This is a genomic window from Trinickia sp., from assembly GCF_036503415.1.
Lineage (GTDB): Bacteria > Pseudomonadota > Gammaproteobacteria > Burkholderiales > Burkholderiaceae > Trinickia.
In genome coordinates this window covers 11,373-26,298 of record NZ_DASXWY010000079.1, presented here as the reverse complement: position 1 = coordinate 26,298, position 14,926 = coordinate 11,373, and the positions used below count along the sequence as shown (strand labels likewise).

Sequence of the window (14,926 nt, the reverse complement as noted above, 5' to 3'; positions counted from 1 at the left end):
CAGATGAGGGCCACTTCGGGCGATCTCGTGCTCGTCACCGGGGCATCGGGCTTTGTCGGCTCGGCTGTCGCGCGCGCGGCAATCGAGCGCGGCTTCAAGGTACGCGTGCTCGTACGCGCAACCAGTCCGCGCAAAAACCTTGAAACGCTCGATGCCGAAGTCGTCATAGGCGATATGCGCGACGAGACATCGATGCGCGCGGCACTCGGCGGCGTGCGGTATCTGTTTCACGTGGCGGCCGATTATCGCCTTTGGGCACCGGACCCCGGGGAGATCGAACGCGCGAACCTCGAAGGCACCGAGGCGACGATGCGTGCCGCGCTTGCCTCGGGTGTCGAGCGTATCGTCTATACGAGCAGCGTTGCCACGTTGAAAGTGACGCGCGAAGGACGCATCGCCGACGAAACGGCGCCGCTGCGCGCCGACGAAGCCATTGGCGTCTACAAGCGCAGCAAGGTCCTTGCCGAACGCGCCGTCGAGCGCATGATCGCTGCCGAACGCCTGCCGGCCGTCATCGTCAATCCATCCACGCCGATCGGTCCGCGCGATGTACGGCCGACCCCGACGGGACGGATCATCGTGGAGGCGGCGCTTGGCAAAATTCCCGCATTCGTCGACACGGGGCTGAACCTCGTGCATGTCGACGATGTCGCCACGGGACATTTGCTCGCGCTCGAACACGGGCGCGTTGGAGAGCGTTATATCCTCGGCGGCGAGAACCTGCCGCTTCAGCAAATGCTCGCCGATATCGCCGCACGCACGGGGCGAAAGCCGCCCACGATCAGCCTGCCGCGTTGGCCGCTCTACCCGCTCGCGTTCGGCGCCGAATGTGTCGCGAAGCTCACGCGCCGCGAGCCGTTCGTGACCATCGACGGCCTGAAAATGGCTAAAAACAAAATGTATTTCACGTCCGCGAAGGCCGAACGGGAGCTTGGCTATCGCGCGCGCCCGTATCGCGAGGGTCTCTACGACGCGCTGGATTGGTTCCGCGCGGCGGGCTATCTCGGCACGTAGCGCACCGGTGGCACGCCGCGCGTTGCGTGCATTTTGTTACAACGTCGATATCGGGCGATGCGGAGATACGCGTAGCGAGCCGGTAAAATCGCGAGTTCTTTCCGGACTATGCCGCGCATGAACCTTCAAGAACAGATCGGCGCACTCGAAGTGCGCGTCGATCAGATCAACGAGCTCAACCGGCTCGCACAAGCCGCGCTCGCCGCCGCAGCGCCCGAAGCCGCAGCCGCCCCGGCTTCGGATCCTGATTCAGACGAAAAGCCTGCGCTGCACGTGAGCCGCCCGTCGCAAAACGCGCTGACGCTCGCTATCGGCGCTCAATCGGTGACATTGCAGCCCGAGCAAATCGGGCAGCTCATCGAAGAGCTCGCGAACGCCCGCGCCTCGATGTCGCCGGAGCCCCCGATGGCGATCCCGCCCGGGTGGCGTTTCGCATCGACAAAAAACCCCGTGATGGCCGTGCAAAAACAGCCGAACGGCGACCGCCTGCTCGTGGCGCGCCACACCGGCCATGGGTGGGTGCCGTTCACGTTTGCGCCGGATGTCGTCGTTCAGCTCTATATGTTGTTGTCGCAGTGAGCCGGCTGAGGCGAACGGTCCCTCAGCGGTCCTGGACCGGTGCCTGCACGCGCGCCTTCCACTGACCGCCCTTACCGCGCCAATAGCGCACAGCCGAGGCAAGCGTTGCACCTACATAAAAAAGTGCGACGAGCGGCAACGCCGGCGCCCAATAAGGCGAGCGGCCGTAGTAACGCAGCATCGGCGCATAGGCGCAGCACATCGCGGCCCACGCGAGCCACGCCGGCCAACCGGGCGCACCGCGCACGAGCGCGATCACGGGCGGGGCGAGATAGATCAGCGCCATCCCCACCAGTGTGCCGGCCAGCAGCCACGGCGAATAACGCAGTTGCGTGAATGCCGTGCGCGCGATCATGTTCCAGATTTCGCGCGGACTATCGTAAGGCCGAAGCGACACGCTTCGCGCCGCCACATCGAGCCGAATCGGATGCCTGCCGCCGCCACGATGCTTGATCCGGGCGGCCAGACTGCAATCGTCGATGAGCTCTGCGCGAATCGACTCGATGCCCCCCGCCTCTTCGAGCGCGTCGCGCCTGACGAGCATGCAGCCTCCGGCCGCCGCCGCGGTCTTGTTGCGCGGATCGTTGACCCATGCGAACGGGTAGAGCTTTGCGAAGAAAAAGACGAATGCCGGAATCAGCGCCTTCTCCCAAAACGAATCGCACCGCAGGCGAACCATCAACGAGACGAGATCGCGCCCTTCGGCCGTTGCACGCGCAACGAGCTGGGCCACGGCATCGGGAGGGTGGCCGATATCCGCATCGGTCAGCAGTAAATACTGCGCGGCAAGCCCCAGCGATTTGACGGCCGCAATGCCTTGCGACTGTGCCCACACTTTGCCCGACCATCCGGCCGGCAGGGCGGCCGCCTCGATGACCGTGAGCCGCTCGGGCCGCCCGAGCGCGAGCGCGGCGGCGCGTGCGGCATCGGCCGTACCATCGGTACTATGATCGTCGACGACGATGACGTGAAAGTCCCCTGCGTACTCCTGCACCAGCAGGGTGCCAATAGCCTGACCGATCACGTCGGCCTCGTTGCGGGCCGGCACGATGGCCACCACGGCCGGCCATTCGGTGAGGGCTTCGAGCTGGCCGGCCGGCAGGAATGCCGGTGGGCGAGTGCGCCAGAAACCGCCGCGCGCGAAAAGCAGGACAACCCAGATGACGAGAGAAACGACGGATACGGCGAAAAGCACGGCGTTCATACTCGGCGCTCCAGCTTGCGAGCAACTATATTGATGGTGCGGGCCGGCGAATAGGTCATAGCGATCGAGTCAGCGAATTGTAAGGGTCTCGGCGAGGCTGCCTAGTTTACTGTGGTCGGCGCCGCGCTGCCGTGCGGCGGACGGGGCAGGCTCCGATGGCGCGTCCGTACAACGCGGCCAAGCCAGCTTGGGAGCGTGCATTGGCCGAAACGCGTTAGAATGCGCGTTTTGATTCCTTTGCCGGCTATCACGCCCGCTTTCTAATAATTGGTTGGGTCCGGGCGATTGCGAGCCATGTCGTTGGCTTGGTTCGATACCCCGATTCAGTCGGAGTTCGCCAGAATATGCGAGTCATCCTTGCTCAACCGCGCGGCTTTTGCGCGGGAGTCGTCCGCGCAATCGAGATCGTCGATCGCGCGCTCCAGCGGCACGGTGCGCCCGTTTATGTGCGCCACGAGATCGTCCATAACCGGCACGTGGTGGAAAACCTGCGCAGCAAAGGTGCGCGTTTCGTCGAAGAGCTCGACGAGGTGCCCCATGGCGCGGTGACCGTTTTCAGCGCGCATGGGGTGGCGCAGAAAGTGGAACACGATGCCGAAAGCCGCGGGCTCGACGTGCTCGACGCCACCTGCCCGCTCGTCACGAAGGTTCATGTCCAGGGGCGTCAGTATGTCGCCGCCGGGCGCACGCTGATCCTGATCGGCCATGCCGGACATCCCGAAGTCGAAGGCACGATCGGCCAGATTCCCGGCAAGGTGCTGCTCGTGCAAAGCGAAGCGGAAGTCGCCAAGCTCGAGCTGGCCAACGATACGCCGCTCGCATATGTGACGCAGACGACGCTTTCGGTCGACGATACGCGTGGCATCATCGATGCCTTGATGCGCCGGTTCACCGATATCGTCGGGCCCGACACGCGCGATATTTGCTATGCGACCCAAAACCGCCAGGCCGCGGTGCGGGAGCTCAGCGAGCATGTCGATGTTCTGTTGGTCGTGGGTGCGACCAACAGTTCGAACTCGAACCGCCTGCGCGAAATCGGCGCGGAGAGCGGCGTACCGAGCTATCTCGTGGCGGACGGCTCGGAAGTGAAGCCGGAATGGTTTGCCAACGCGCAAGCCGTCGGTATCACGGCGGGCGCTTCGGCGCCCGAGGAAATGGTCGAACATGTGATCGGCGCCTTGCGCGCGCTTGGCCCAGTCGAAGTATCGACGATGGCCGGCCGCGAGGAAAAAGTCGAATTCAAGCTGCCGTCGAAGCTCGCCGAGCCCGTCGCCGCACGTTAAGTTTAAGGAGGACGCCTTGTCGATCCCGCTTCTTCAGAAGGTCCGCGTGGGCGCTTATATCGCGCGCCAGCATTTCACGGGCAACAAACGCTACCCGCTCGCGCTGATGCTCGAGCCGCTTTTTCGCTGCAATCTCGCATGCAATGGCTGCGGCAAGATCGATTACCCCGATCCGATCCTGAATCAACGGCTGTCGGTCGAGGAATGCCTCGGCGCCGTCGACGAATGCGGCGCGCCGGTGGTCTCGATCGCAGGCGGAGAACCGCTCCTGCATAAGGACATGCCCGAGATCGTCCGCGGCATCATCAAGCGCAAGAAGTTCGTCTATCTCTGCACGAACGCGCTGCTGATGGAAAAGAAGATGGACGATTACCAGCCGAGTCCGTACTTCGTCTGGTCCGTGCACCTCGACGGCGACAAGGCGATGCACGATCACTCGGTATCGCAAGAAGGCGTGTACGACAAGGCCGTGGCTGCCATTCGCGAGGCCAAGCGCCGCGGCTTTCGGGTCAACATCAACTGCACGCTGTTCAACGACGCTCAACCGGACCGCGTGGCCGCGTTCTTCGATACGGTTGGCCCGATCGGTGTGGACGGCATCACGGTCTCGCCCGGTTACGCTTATGAGCGTGCGCCCGACCAGCAGCACTTTTTGAACCGCGACAAGACGAAGCAACTTTTCCGCGAGATCTTCAAGCGCGGCAGTCGCGGCAAGAACTGGGCGTTCAGCCAATCGGCGCTGTTCCTCGATTTCCTGGCCGGCAACCAGACCTATCACTGCACGCCCTGGGGCAACCCCGCGCGTACGGTATTCGGTTGGCAACGTCCGTGCTACCTCGTTGGCGAGGGATATGCCAAGACGTTCAAGGAACTGATGGAAGAAACGGACTGGGACGCCTACGGCACCGGCAACTACGAGAAGTGCGCCGACTGCATGGTGCATAGCGGCTTCGAAGCGACGGCCGTCATGGACACAGTGGCACATCCGTTGAAGGCGTTGGGCGTCAGCTTGCGCGGGCCGAAGATCGAAGGTGCCTACGCGAAGGACATCCCGCTCGACAAGCAGCGTCCCGCCGAGTACGTGTTCTCGCGGCACGTCGAGATCAAGCTCGAGGAAATCGGTCGCGCGGCGAGCACGAAGAAGACACAGCGGACAGCCCCCGCGCATTGACGGTTTTCATGGCGCGGCGGTATGCGCGCCTTGAAAACGGTGTTGCGGTTCTATCGTCGATAAAAACATAAGCCCCGCGCTCTTATTGCTGAGCGCGGGGCTTATTGCATTTCAAGGCCGATACTTCGGCGCACGGTGAGCTCGCGGCGGTGCCTGATCTAACAGGAAACCTGCCGCCCGCCCCGCCGATCAACGACCGCGATACAGGTCGTCGACGCTCGATTGGGCCCGAGCGATCGAGCTGTGAACCCCACCCGATTGCACGGCTACCGCGGTACCGCCAACATCGCTCGAGCCTGCGGCTTGTTGTTCGACCGCCGCCGCTTGGACAGGCACGTCGGCGTGTGACGAGGAATCGGCGATTACAGGCCGATAAAACGGTGCCGGGCCGAGGCCGCTTGCGAATGCGGGCGCTGCGAGTGCAGCCGACGTTGCGATCAAAAGACCTGCGATGAGTTTCGATTTCATGATGACCTCCGGTGCTTATCTGGTAACTGGAACGCGTCTCGGTTGGTTCGTTCGACGCGCTGGTTTCGATGTCGACAGGAGGCAGTGTAGGTTTGTGAGCGGCCCGGAAAAAGAGCCGAAAGTTGACAAGACTTTTTTCAAATTTCGAACAATCGTTGCCTATGCAGGTATCGACGACGACGCGCTGACCGGCTCACGGAGCCGGATAGGCTCCGAATCGCCTTCTCAGCAACACGTCCCGGCCCCGGCCCCATATCGCGCGTTCTGCCGCTCCCGAAAGAACGCTTCGTAGCTCATGACAGGCGCATCGGGATGCGTCGCGCGCATGTGATTCACATACGCGTCGTAATCGGGCAAGCCGACCATCAGGCGCAGCGTCTGACCGAGATAACGGCCGGCGCTGCGCAGTTCGCTGAGATTGGAGAACATCGTTTTGTGCCCCGATCACTGAGCGGCGGCGACGGTCTGCCCGATCTGAGGCGCCTGTTCGAACGGCGTTTCCAACGTGCTCGGCCGATCGCTGCGACGAGCGCGCATGATCGCGAGCACGCCGTACACCACCATGCTCAATACGACGACAACGAAAAGCGCACACAACGTCGCGTCGATGTAGTCGTTGAAGATGACACGGCGCATCTGCTCGATCGACTTTGCGGGTGCAAGCACCTTCCCTGCATCCACCGAAGCGCCAAGCTTTGCCGCATGAGCGAGGAAACCCACCCTCGGATCGGCCGAGAAGATCTTCTGCCAGCCCGCCGTCAGCGTACAGACGAGCAACCATGCCGTCGGCACGATCGTGACCCACGCATAACGCTCGCGCTTCATCTTGAACAGCACCACCGTTCCGAGCACCAGCGCAATCGCCGCCAGCATCTGGTTCGATACACCGAAAAGCGGCCAAAGCGTATTGATTCCGCCGAGCGGATCGACCACGCCCTGATGGAGGAAGTAGCCCCACGCGGCCACGCATAGCGCCGTCGCAATCAAGTTGGCCGGCAGCGATTCCGTGCGCTTGAGCGCCGGATGGAACGAGCCCAGCAGATCCTGCAACATGAAGCGGCCCGCGCGCGTGCCCGCATCGACGGCCGTCAGAATGAAGAGCGCCTCGAAGAGAATCGCGAAGTGATACCAGAAGGCCATCATCGCCGGACCGCCGATCACGCGATGAAGAATCTGCGCCATGCCGACTGCGAGCGTCGGAGCGCCGCCCGCACGACCGACGATCGTCGTTTCGCCTACCGCGCGTGCCGTCTCCGTCAGCATATCGGGCGTCAGCAAGAAGCCCCAGTGCGTCACTGTCTGTGCGACCGCCTCGGGCGTCGTGCCCAGCAACGCTGCCGGCGCATTCATCGCAAAGTAGACGCCCGGCTCGATCACGCAGGCCGCTACGAGCGCCATGATCGCGACGAGCGATTCCATCAACATCGCGCCGTAACCGATGAAGCGTGCATCGATTTCGTTTTCGAGCAGCTTCGGCGTAGTCCCCGACGCGATCAGCGCATGGAAGCCCGAAACGGCACCGCATGCAATGGTGATGAAGAGGAACGGGAACAGGTTGCCGGACCAGACGGGACCGGTGCCATCGACGAACTTGGTGAACGCCGGCATCTTCATTTCAGGCGCGACGATGAGAATGCCAATGGCGAGACCGAGAATGGTGCCGATCTTCAGGAACGTCGACAAATAATCGCGCGGTGCAAGCAGCAGCCACACGGGCAGGACCGACGATACGCACCCATAGCCAATCAAGATCCACGTGAGCTGCGCGCCGCTGAACGTGAACCACGCGGCGAGCGCCGGCACGTCATGCACATGCTGACCGAACGCGATCGACGCCATCAACGACACGAAGCCGATGATCGAGACTTCGCCGATGCGGCCGGGCCGAATGAAGCGTGTGTAGACGCCCATGAACAACGCGATCGGAATGGTTGCGGCCACCGTGAACGTCCCCCAGGGCGAGTTCGTGAGCGCCTTGACGACGATCAGTGCGAGCACGGCAAGAATGATGATCATGATCAGAAACGCGCCGAACAGCGCGATCACGCCTGGCACCGTTCCCAGCTCCATCTTCACGAGATCGCCGAGCGAGCGACCGTCTCGGCGCGTCGAAATGAAAAGCACCACGAAGTCCTGCACCGCACCCGCAAAGACGACGCCCGCAAGCAGCCAGAGCATCCCCGGCGTGTAGCCCATCTGTGCGGCGAGTACCGGTCCCACGAGCGGGCCGGCGCCGGCAATGGCGGCGAAGTGATGGCCGAACAGCACGAAGCGATGCGTCGGGACGTAATCGAGGCCGTCGTTGTGCTTGACGGCCGGCGTCATCCGGCGCCCGTCTAGCTGCAATACGCGGCTCGCAATGAAACGGCTGTAGAAGCGGTAGGCGATCAGATAAACGCAGACGGCCGCGATGACGACCCACAGCGCACTCACCCGCTCGCCGTGCGCGAGTGCAATGGTGCCGAATGCGTATGCGCCCGCCAGGGCGAGCAGTGACCAGAGCGCAAAGCGCCCGAGCCGATTCGTAGGATTCACGATTGTCTCCTCCTCCGTCGATCCTTATGAAGTTCCGATCCTGCGACCGGCCCGCAGCGGTCAAGCGAGCAAGAGGCATGACGCCCCGATGCGCGTGTAGTATTCAGATTCGCTCTGCCCCTCACAAGCGCATAACTACGTAACAGGGCTAAGTAGTAGTACGTATCAACTGCATGAGCGCCGCACGCGCGCATGCCATCAACGTTTCAGCGATGAAGGTCAAAACCAAAATCTTTCTGCTGGCGATCGTGCCGTTTCTCGTTGCGATAGCGGGTATCGGCATCGGGGTTCGACTGCAAGCGACAGCGCTCGCGAAAGCGCAACATGCAACCGTCGAAGCGGCCTATATGTCGAGCAAGCAGACGGAGTTGCGGCACTACGTGGAACTCGCGACGAGCGCGATCGCGCCGCTTGACGAGGCCGTCGCTCAGGATCCACGCGATGACGAGGCGCTGCGGCATCGCGCCCTGGCCGTACTGCAAAACATGGACTTCGGACCCGACGGCTATTTCTTCGTCTACGACATGGAGGGCAATTCGCTGATGCATCCGCGCGAGCCCGACCTCGTCGGCCGCAATCTTTGGGGAATGCGCGATCCGCAAGGCGCGTTGACCATCCAGGAGCTCATCGCGGCCGCGAAGCACGGCGGCGGCTATGTGCGATACGTCTGGCATCGGCCATCGACGAATCAGCTCGAACCGAAACTGGGCTATGTCGTCTTGCTGCCGCGGTGGGGCTGGATGATCGGCACGGGCATCTATCTCGACGGCGTGACTGCCGCCCTCGCACGGATCGACGAAAGTGCATCGGCCAACATCCGGCGCACGATGATGTGGATCGGGGCCATCGCGTTGGCGGGTTTCATCGTCATTGCCGCATGCGCCGTGTTCGTCAACGTCACCGAATATCGCAGCGCCGATGCGAAGCTCAAGCGCCTCGCGCAGCAAGTCGTCGAATCGCAGGAACAAGAGCGCGCCCGGCTCTCGCGAGAATTGCACGACGGCATCAGTCAGAAGCTCGTCTCGGTGAAGCTGCTCGTCGAATCGGCGCTCGCACGCCTCGAATCTGCCGGCCCGCAGCGCGTCGGCGCGTCCGATCCCCAGGCCCCGCTGGCCACCGGCCTCACGCGTCTCGCCGATGCGCTGCGCGAGGTACGCCACATCTCGCATGCACTTCGGCCCGCCATGCTCGACGATCTCGGACTCGCGGCGGCGCTCGAGCAACTGACTCGCGAGCTCGGTGAAGAAGCAGGCATCGATATCGCATTCGTTCGGACTACTGACGACGATGCGGCCCACGCTCGCCTGCTAGGGCTGTCCGAAGGCGTCAATACGGCATTGTTCAGAATCGCTCAGGAAGCGCTCGCCAATATCGTGCGGCACGCACACGCCGCGCATGCGACACTCGCGCTCGATGTGTCCGAGCACGCCGTCGCCCTCTCGATCTCGGACGACGGTCGCGGCTTCGACATCGACCGCGTGCAGGCCGATGCACGCGGCGGCATCGGCCTGCGCAACATGCGCGAGCGGCTCGAGCCGCTCGGCGGCACGTTGACGCTCGCGTCGGAGCCGGGCCGCACAGTCGTCACGGCACGCGTGCCGCTGCCGTCGAAAAAACGTGAATCCCCTTCCCTCGCCTCCCAGAGCCGCACTTCATGACCGCACAGCATCAGTCCATCGCCAATATCATTCTCGTCGACGATCATCCGCTCGTTCGCGACGGCCTGCGCCTGCGGCTCGAAGCGGTACCCGGCCTGCATGTCGTGGGCGAAGCCGGCAACGCGCAAGAAGCGCTCGCGCTGGCGGAAACGTCGAACCCGGATCTCGCATTGATGGATGTCGGCATGAATGGCATGAACGGCATCGTGCTCGCCGGCATCTTTCACGAGCGGTTTCCGGCGGTGCGCGTGCTGATGCTGTCGATGCACGACAACGTCGAGTATGTGACGCAGGCGGTGCGCGCCGGCGCAAGCGGCTATGTCCTCAAGGATTCGCCCGCCACCGAGATCGTGCATGCCATCGAGGCGGTGCTGGGCAATCGCACGTTCTTCAGCGCGGGGGTCGCTGCTCGCATGATTCAAGCGAGCGCGCTGCAAACGCCGGTGGAGCGGCTCACGCCGCGCGAGCTGGAGATTCTCGACGCACTGGCGGAAGGTCTCGCGAGCAAGCAGATCGCGGAACGCTACGGTTTATCGGTCCGTACCGTGGAAACGCACCGCCTCAATCTCAAGCGCAAGCTCGAGATCGAGGGGCAAGCGGAATTGATCAAATTCGCGGTCGAGCGGCGTCGCCGCTGAGGCTGCTCACTCGGTCCGCGCGTTATGCTTTTTGAGGAAGTCGATGAGCGCGGGCACGCCGCCTTTTTGCAGTTGCGTCTTGAACTGCCCTTGATAGACCTGGATCAACCAAGCCCCGGACATGTCGATGTCGTAGATTTTCCAGGCGCCGCCGACCTTGCCGAGCCGATAGGCGACCGTCTGGGAGTCGCCCGGCGTGGTCACCGTCGACGTGACGAGCGCATCGTTGCCCGTCGTGGTGCTTTCCTTGAAGCTGAACTTGGCGTCTTGCGTGCCCAGTTGCGCGAGCGAGGCGGCATAGGTGGCTGTCATCAACTTACTGAACTGGTCGACCAGCTCCTTTTGCTGCTCGGGCGTGGCCTGCTTGTACGCCTCACCGACGGCAATGCGCGTCGTGCGGCCAAAATCGGTCGCCGGAATGAAGTCGTCATTGACGATTTGCTTTATCTTCGTCATGTCTCCGCCGCTGGCGGCGGGGTCCTTCTTCATCGCGTCGACCGTGCCGCGCACCGCATGCTGGACCACGTCGACGGGCGCAGTCTGCGCCTGAGCGGCCAGGCTGACGAACGCAGCCGTGAAAAAAGCGAACAGATGACGTTTCATGGGGAATCGGGTTCGAGTGGAGAAGAAGCCGGAGCGCCAGCGCAGGCGCGTTGCCTGCTCGGGTGTCCGGTGTAGCGGCAGTATACCGAGCGGCGCGGGTCGAGCATCCGTTTGATACAGCTGCTTGCAAACGTATAACCGGCGATACAAGCATCGCGCGTACCCGGGCAGCTTTGGCCGTGCGTCGCGCGCTCGACGCGGCGCGATACCCGTTGGCCGGTATACTTGCTTATTTTGTCGTTTACCCTTTCCGAGCTGGCCGATTCATGCTGATGTCCCTCATCGTTCGCCTCGTTGCCTCGTCGGTGCGCCGCCCGGTCTGGGTCGTCGTGCTTTCGTTGGTGTTGGCGGCCGCAAGCAGCGTCTACATCGCCCGCCATTTTCGGATCAATACCGATATCAGCACGCTGATCGAGAACGATCCGCAATGGTCGGCGCTCGGCGACGCCATCGATCGGGCCTTTCCCCAGCGCGGCCAAACGATCCTAGCTGTAGTCGAGGCCCCGGCGCCCGAACTCGCCGACGCCGCGGCCGACGCGCTCGCGACCGGGCTCAAAGCGCCGGCGTATGCAAGCAAGGTGGGCGATGTCTCGCAACCGGGCGGCGGCCCGTTCTTCGAACACAACGGGCTGCTGTTCGTCTCCCCCCGCACGCTGAGCGGCACGACATCGCAGCTGGCCAGCGCCCGCCCGCTCGTCAACACGCTCGCGCACGACCCGAGTCTGACGGGGCTCGCCACGACGCTGTCGACCATGCTGGGTCTGCCGCTCGAATCGGGTCAAGTTACGCTGCCTGGACTGACGACCCTTTTTTCGCGCAGCGCGGACACCGTCGATGCGGTCCTCGCCGGCAAACCCGCCGCCTTCTCGTGGCGCGCGCTCGTCGATGCGGACTCCGCTCGCCAGCCGGCTCGCGCCTTCGTCACCGTGGCGCCGGTCGTGAACTATGCGGTGCTGCGGCCCGGCGCCGAGGCCACGGCGGCCATTCGCGCCGCGGCCCGGCAGCTCGAGCTGGAAAAGCGCTTCGGCGCCGTGGTTCGGCTGACCGGGGAACAGCCGCTCGCCGACGAGGAATTCGCTTCGGTCGAAGACGGAGCGCTCGTGAACGGCATCGCGACGCTCGCGGTGGTGCTCGGCATCCTGTGGCTCGCGCTGCGCTCGAAGCGGATGATCCTCGCCGTGTTCGTGACGCTGGCCGTCGGGCTGCCCATTACTGCCGCGCTGGGGCTGTTGATGGTCGGCTCGTTCAACATGATTTCGGTCGCGTTCATGGTGCTGTTCGTCGGTCTCGGTGCCGACTTCGCGATCCAGTACGGCGTCAAATATCGAGAGGAACGCTACCGCGACGAGCGCCTCGATCATGCGCTCGTCGGCACGGCGCATTCGATGGGCGCGCCGTTGACGCTGGCTGCGACGGCCGTCGCCACGAGCTTCTTCGCGTTTCTGCCGACGGCTTATCGCGGCGTGTCCGAACTCGGGCTCATCGCCGGCGTCGGCATGATCGTCGCCTATCTGAGCACCATGACGCTGCTGCCCGCCCTGATCAAGCTGATGGCACCGCCCGGGGAGCCCGCGCGGCCGGGCTTCACGGCGCTCGCACCCATCGACGAATACCTGCAGGACCATCGCAAGCCGATACTGATCGGCACGCTCGTCGTGGTAATCGGTGCATTGCCGCTGCTCCTGCATCTTCGCTTCGATTTCAATCCGCTGCATCTGAAGGATCCCCACACCGAATCGATGGCGACGCTGCTTTCGCTCAAGGACTCGCCCGAAGCAGCGGTCAACGACGTATCGGTGCTTGCGCCATCGTTGAGCGCCGCGGATGCCGTCGCGGCGCGGCTGACGAATCTGTCCGAGGTCGGGCGCGTAACGACGCTCTCGTCGCTGATTCCCCCCGATCAACCGCAAAAGCTCGCATCGATCGCACAAGCCGCCCAGTCGCTGCTGCCCGCGCTGACGCAGCAGCCGGCTGCGCCGGCGACCGACGCTCAGCGCGTCGCCGCACTCAAGCGCGCCTCCAATCAGCTCTCCTATGCGGCCGAGGATCACCCCGGGCCCGGCGCGGCCGAAGCGAAGCACCTGTCGGCATCGCTCGCACAGCTCGCTGCCGCCGATCCCGCCACGCGCGATCGCGCCGAAGCGGCATTCTCCGTTCCGCTTCGCCTTGCGCTGCGCCAATTGACGATGCTATTGCAGCCTTCGGCAATCACACGACAGACGCTGCCGCCCGAGATGGTTCGCCAGTGGGTTGCCCCGGACGGTCGTGCGCTGGTGCAGATCTCCCCGCGCGTGCCGCCGGGCGTGGACCCCGGCGACGATACGATGCTGCGCCGCTTCGCCAATGCCGTGAAGAAAGCGGAGCCGGGTGCCACGGGCGGCCCAATTTCGATCCTGCATTCGGCCAACACGATCATCAAGGCGTTTCTGCAGGCGGCCGCACTGGCCGTTATCGCGATCACGGTGCTGCTCTGGATCGCCCTGGGCCGCTTCGCCGATGTGTTGCGAACGATGATCCCGCTGCTCGTTTCGGCCATCGTCACGCTGGAGCTCTGCGTGGCTTTCGACATGCCGCTCAATTTCGCCAACATCATTGCGTTGCCGCTGATGCTGGGCGTCGGCGTGGCGTTCAAGGTCTACTTCGTGATGGCGTGGCGCAACGGCCAGACGAGCCTGCTCGCATCGAGCCTCACGCACGCTGTGCTGTTCAGCGCCGCTACGACGGCTGCAGCGTTCGGCAGCCTCTGGCTCTCGCACCATCCCGGCACTGCTAGCATGGGCAGACTGCTCGCGCTCGCGCTTTCGTGTACGCTCATCGGCGCGGTCGTCTTTCAGCCCATATTGATGGGCAGACCGCGCGACGCTCACCCGCCCACAAAAGAACTAGAAGGAATCGATGGATAAGTTGCGGACCCTCCCTGTGGCGCTGGGCGCCGCGATCGTCCTGGCCGGCTGTGCGAGCGCACCGAACCGAACGGCGGGCGACCCGCTCGAGCCGATGAACCGGGCGATCTTTCGCTTCAACGACGCCGTCGACAAAAGCGTGGCCGTGCCGATCGCGAAGGGCTATCAGAAGATCACGCCGCACCCGTTGCGCACGGCCATCAGCAATTTCTTCTCGAATCTGGGCGATTTGACCAACGTGGCCAATGAGTTGCTGCAACTCAGAATTACGGATGCCACTTCGGACCTGATGCGCTTCACGATGAACACCACGTTCGGGGTAGGCGGCCTGATCGACTTCGCGACGCTCGCCCGGCTGCCCAAGCACCATCAGGACTTCGGGCTGACCCTCGGGCGTTGGGGCATCCCCTCCGGACCCTATCTGGTCCTGCCGATCTTCGGTCCCAGCACGTTTCGCGACAGCGTCGGACTCGCCGTCGATGTTCGCTTCAATCCGCTGAACTACGTCGAGCCGGCGGCACGCACTCCGCTTTACATCCTGCAGTTCGTGAGCGTGCGCTCCGACATGCTCGGCGCGACGAACATCCTCGAACAGGCAGCCCTCGACAAATACTCGTTCGTCCGCGACGCCTATCTGCAACAACGGCGCTCACGGACGAACACGGGCGGCGCCGCGACCGCACCCGCGCTGCCGAACTATGGCGACGAGGGTGAAAGCGATTCGAGCGGCACGACCGCAGCACCCGCTGCCGCGAGCGACGCCCTGCCTTCGGCGCCCACACCCGCGCCGGCAAGCGGCGTCACCCCCGCTCCGGCCGCGGTCACGCCCGAGCCTGCGGCGCCAGCCAGCGCGCCGCAATCCAAATAGCG

At 63.8% G+C, this 14,926-nt stretch carries 13 protein-coding genes; 8 read left to right on the top strand and 5 right to left on the bottom strand.

Going from position 1 to position 14,926, the window contains the following annotated elements; translation table 11 throughout:
- Positions 1-3 precede the first annotated feature (3 nt).
- Together hpnA and VGL01_RS10860 are read left to right on the top strand one after the other, a co-directional pair.
- Complete coding sequence (gene hpnA, locus VGL01_RS10865) at positions 4-1,014, top strand: hopanoid-associated sugar epimerase (protein ID WP_331569117.1); 1,011 nt, start codon at positions 4-6, stop codon at positions 1,012-1,014.
- Between the two features lie 117 nt (positions 1,015-1,131).
- Positions 1,132-1,593: a hypothetical protein gene (locus VGL01_RS10860; protein WP_331569115.1), complete on the top strand. Its 462-nt coding sequence runs from the start codon at positions 1,132-1,134 to the stop codon at positions 1,591-1,593.
- A 22-nt stretch (positions 1,594-1,615) separates the two neighbouring features.
- Here the strand turns inward: VGL01_RS10860 and VGL01_RS10855 are convergent, their stop codons facing one another.
- Positions 1,616-2,797: a glycosyltransferase gene (locus tag VGL01_RS10855; protein WP_331569113.1), complete on the bottom strand. Its 1,182-nt coding sequence runs from the start codon at positions 2,795-2,797 to the stop codon at positions 1,616-1,618.
- A gap of 344 nt (positions 2,798-3,141) precedes the next feature.
- Here VGL01_RS10855 and ispH point away from each other — a divergent pair, with 344 nt between their 5' ends.
- Entirely contained in the window at positions 3,142-4,080 is a 939-nt protein-coding gene (ispH, locus tag VGL01_RS10850) for a 4-hydroxy-3-methylbut-2-enyl diphosphate reductase (RefSeq protein ID WP_331569111.1), read from the top strand.
- A 16-nt stretch (positions 4,081-4,096) separates the two neighbouring features.
- Complete coding sequence (hpnH, locus tag VGL01_RS10845) at positions 4,097-5,251, top strand: adenosyl-hopene transferase HpnH (protein ID WP_331569109.1); 1,155 nt, start codon at positions 4,097-4,099, stop codon at positions 5,249-5,251.
- Positions 5,252-5,440: 189 nt separating this feature from the next.
- Here the strand turns inward: hpnH and VGL01_RS10840 are convergent, their stop codons facing one another.
- The 3 genes from VGL01_RS10840 to VGL01_RS10830 form a co-directional block, all read right to left on the bottom strand.
- Entirely contained in the window at positions 5,441-5,719 is a 279-nt protein-coding gene (locus VGL01_RS10840; RefSeq protein WP_331569107.1) for a hypothetical protein, read from the bottom strand.
- A gap of 225 nt (positions 5,720-5,944) precedes the next feature.
- Positions 5,945-6,148 (bottom strand): YbdD/YjiX family protein, encoded by a 204-nt coding sequence (locus tag VGL01_RS10835; protein WP_331569105.1) that lies wholly within the window; start codon positions 6,146-6,148, stop codon positions 5,945-5,947.
- A 15-nt stretch (positions 6,149-6,163) separates the two neighbouring features.
- Positions 6,164-8,254: a carbon starvation CstA family protein gene (locus VGL01_RS10830; protein WP_331569103.1), complete on the bottom strand. Its 2,091-nt coding sequence runs from the start codon at positions 8,252-8,254 to the stop codon at positions 6,164-6,166.
- 212 nt (positions 8,255-8,466) lie between these two features.
- Between VGL01_RS10830 and VGL01_RS10825 the strand changes: the two genes are divergently transcribed.
- Together VGL01_RS10825 and VGL01_RS10820 are read left to right on the top strand one after the other, a co-directional pair.
- Positions 8,467-9,912 carry a cache domain-containing protein gene (locus VGL01_RS10825; RefSeq protein ID WP_331569174.1) on the top strand — a complete coding sequence of 482 codons (1,446 nt, stop codon included), beginning with the start codon at positions 8,467-8,469 and terminating at the stop codon, positions 9,910-9,912.
- Positions 9,909-10,550: a response regulator transcription factor gene (locus VGL01_RS10820; protein WP_331569101.1), complete on the top strand. Its 642-nt coding sequence runs from the start codon at positions 9,909-9,911 to the stop codon at positions 10,548-10,550. The genes VGL01_RS10825 and VGL01_RS10820 overlap by 4 nt, the downstream gene beginning before the upstream one ends.
- Before the next feature lie 6 nt (positions 10,551-10,556).
- On the opposite strand, the gene VGL01_RS10815 is transcribed toward VGL01_RS10820, so the two are convergent.
- Positions 10,557-11,153 (bottom strand): ABC transporter substrate-binding protein, encoded by a 597-nt coding sequence (locus tag VGL01_RS10815; RefSeq protein WP_331569099.1) that lies wholly within the window; start codon positions 11,151-11,153, stop codon positions 10,557-10,559.
- Positions 11,154-11,419: 266 nt separating this feature from the next.
- Between VGL01_RS10815 and VGL01_RS10810 the strand changes: the two genes are divergently transcribed.
- Complete coding sequence (locus VGL01_RS10810) at positions 11,420-14,056, top strand: MMPL family transporter (protein ID WP_331569097.1); 2,637 nt, start codon at positions 11,420-11,422, stop codon at positions 14,054-14,056.
- Positions 14,049-14,924 carry a VacJ family lipoprotein gene (locus tag VGL01_RS10805; protein ID WP_331569096.1) on the top strand — a complete coding sequence of 292 codons (876 nt, stop codon included), beginning with the start codon at positions 14,049-14,051 and terminating at the stop codon, positions 14,922-14,924. Before VGL01_RS10810 ends, VGL01_RS10805 begins: the two co-directional genes overlap by 8 nt.
- Positions 14,925-14,926: the final 2 nt, after the last annotated feature.

Excerpts from the sequence above, each read along its gene's own strand:
- VGL01_RS10815 (WP_331569099.1), bottom strand. The coding sequence starts at position 11,153 with ATGAAACGTCATCTGTTCGCTTTTTTCACGGCTGCGTTCGTCAGCCTG.
- VGL01_RS10805 (WP_331569096.1), top strand. The coding sequence starts at position 14,049 with ATGGATAAGTTGCGGACCCTCCCTGTGGCGCTGGGCGCCGCGATCGTC.
- VGL01_RS10820 (WP_331569101.1), top strand. The coding sequence starts at position 9,909 with ATGACCGCACAGCATCAGTCCATCGCCAATATCATTCTCGTCGACGAT.
- VGL01_RS10810 (WP_331569097.1), top strand. The coding sequence starts at position 11,420 with ATGCTGATGTCCCTCATCGTTCGCCTCGTTGCCTCGTCGGTGCGCCGC.
- hpnA (WP_331569117.1), top strand. The coding sequence starts at position 4 with ATGAGGGCCACTTCGGGCGATCTCGTGCTCGTCACCGGGGCATCGGGC.
- VGL01_RS10855 (WP_331569113.1), bottom strand. The coding sequence starts at position 2,797 with ATGAACGCCGTGCTTTTCGCCGTATCCGTCGTTTCTCTCGTCATCTGG.
- VGL01_RS10835 (WP_331569105.1), bottom strand. The coding sequence starts at position 6,148 with ATGTTCTCCAATCTCAGCGAACTGCGCAGCGCCGGCCGTTATCTCGGT.
- VGL01_RS10825 (WP_331569174.1), top strand. The coding sequence starts at position 8,467 with ATGAAGGTCAAAACCAAAATCTTTCTGCTGGCGATCGTGCCGTTTCTC.
- ispH (WP_331569111.1), top strand. The coding sequence starts at position 3,142 with ATGCGAGTCATCCTTGCTCAACCGCGCGGCTTTTGCGCGGGAGTCGTC.
- VGL01_RS10840 (WP_331569107.1), bottom strand. The coding sequence starts at position 5,719 with ATGAAATCGAAACTCATCGCAGGTCTTTTGATCGCAACGTCGGCTGCA.
- VGL01_RS10860 (WP_331569115.1), top strand. The coding sequence starts at position 1,132 with ATGAACCTTCAAGAACAGATCGGCGCACTCGAAGTGCGCGTCGATCAG.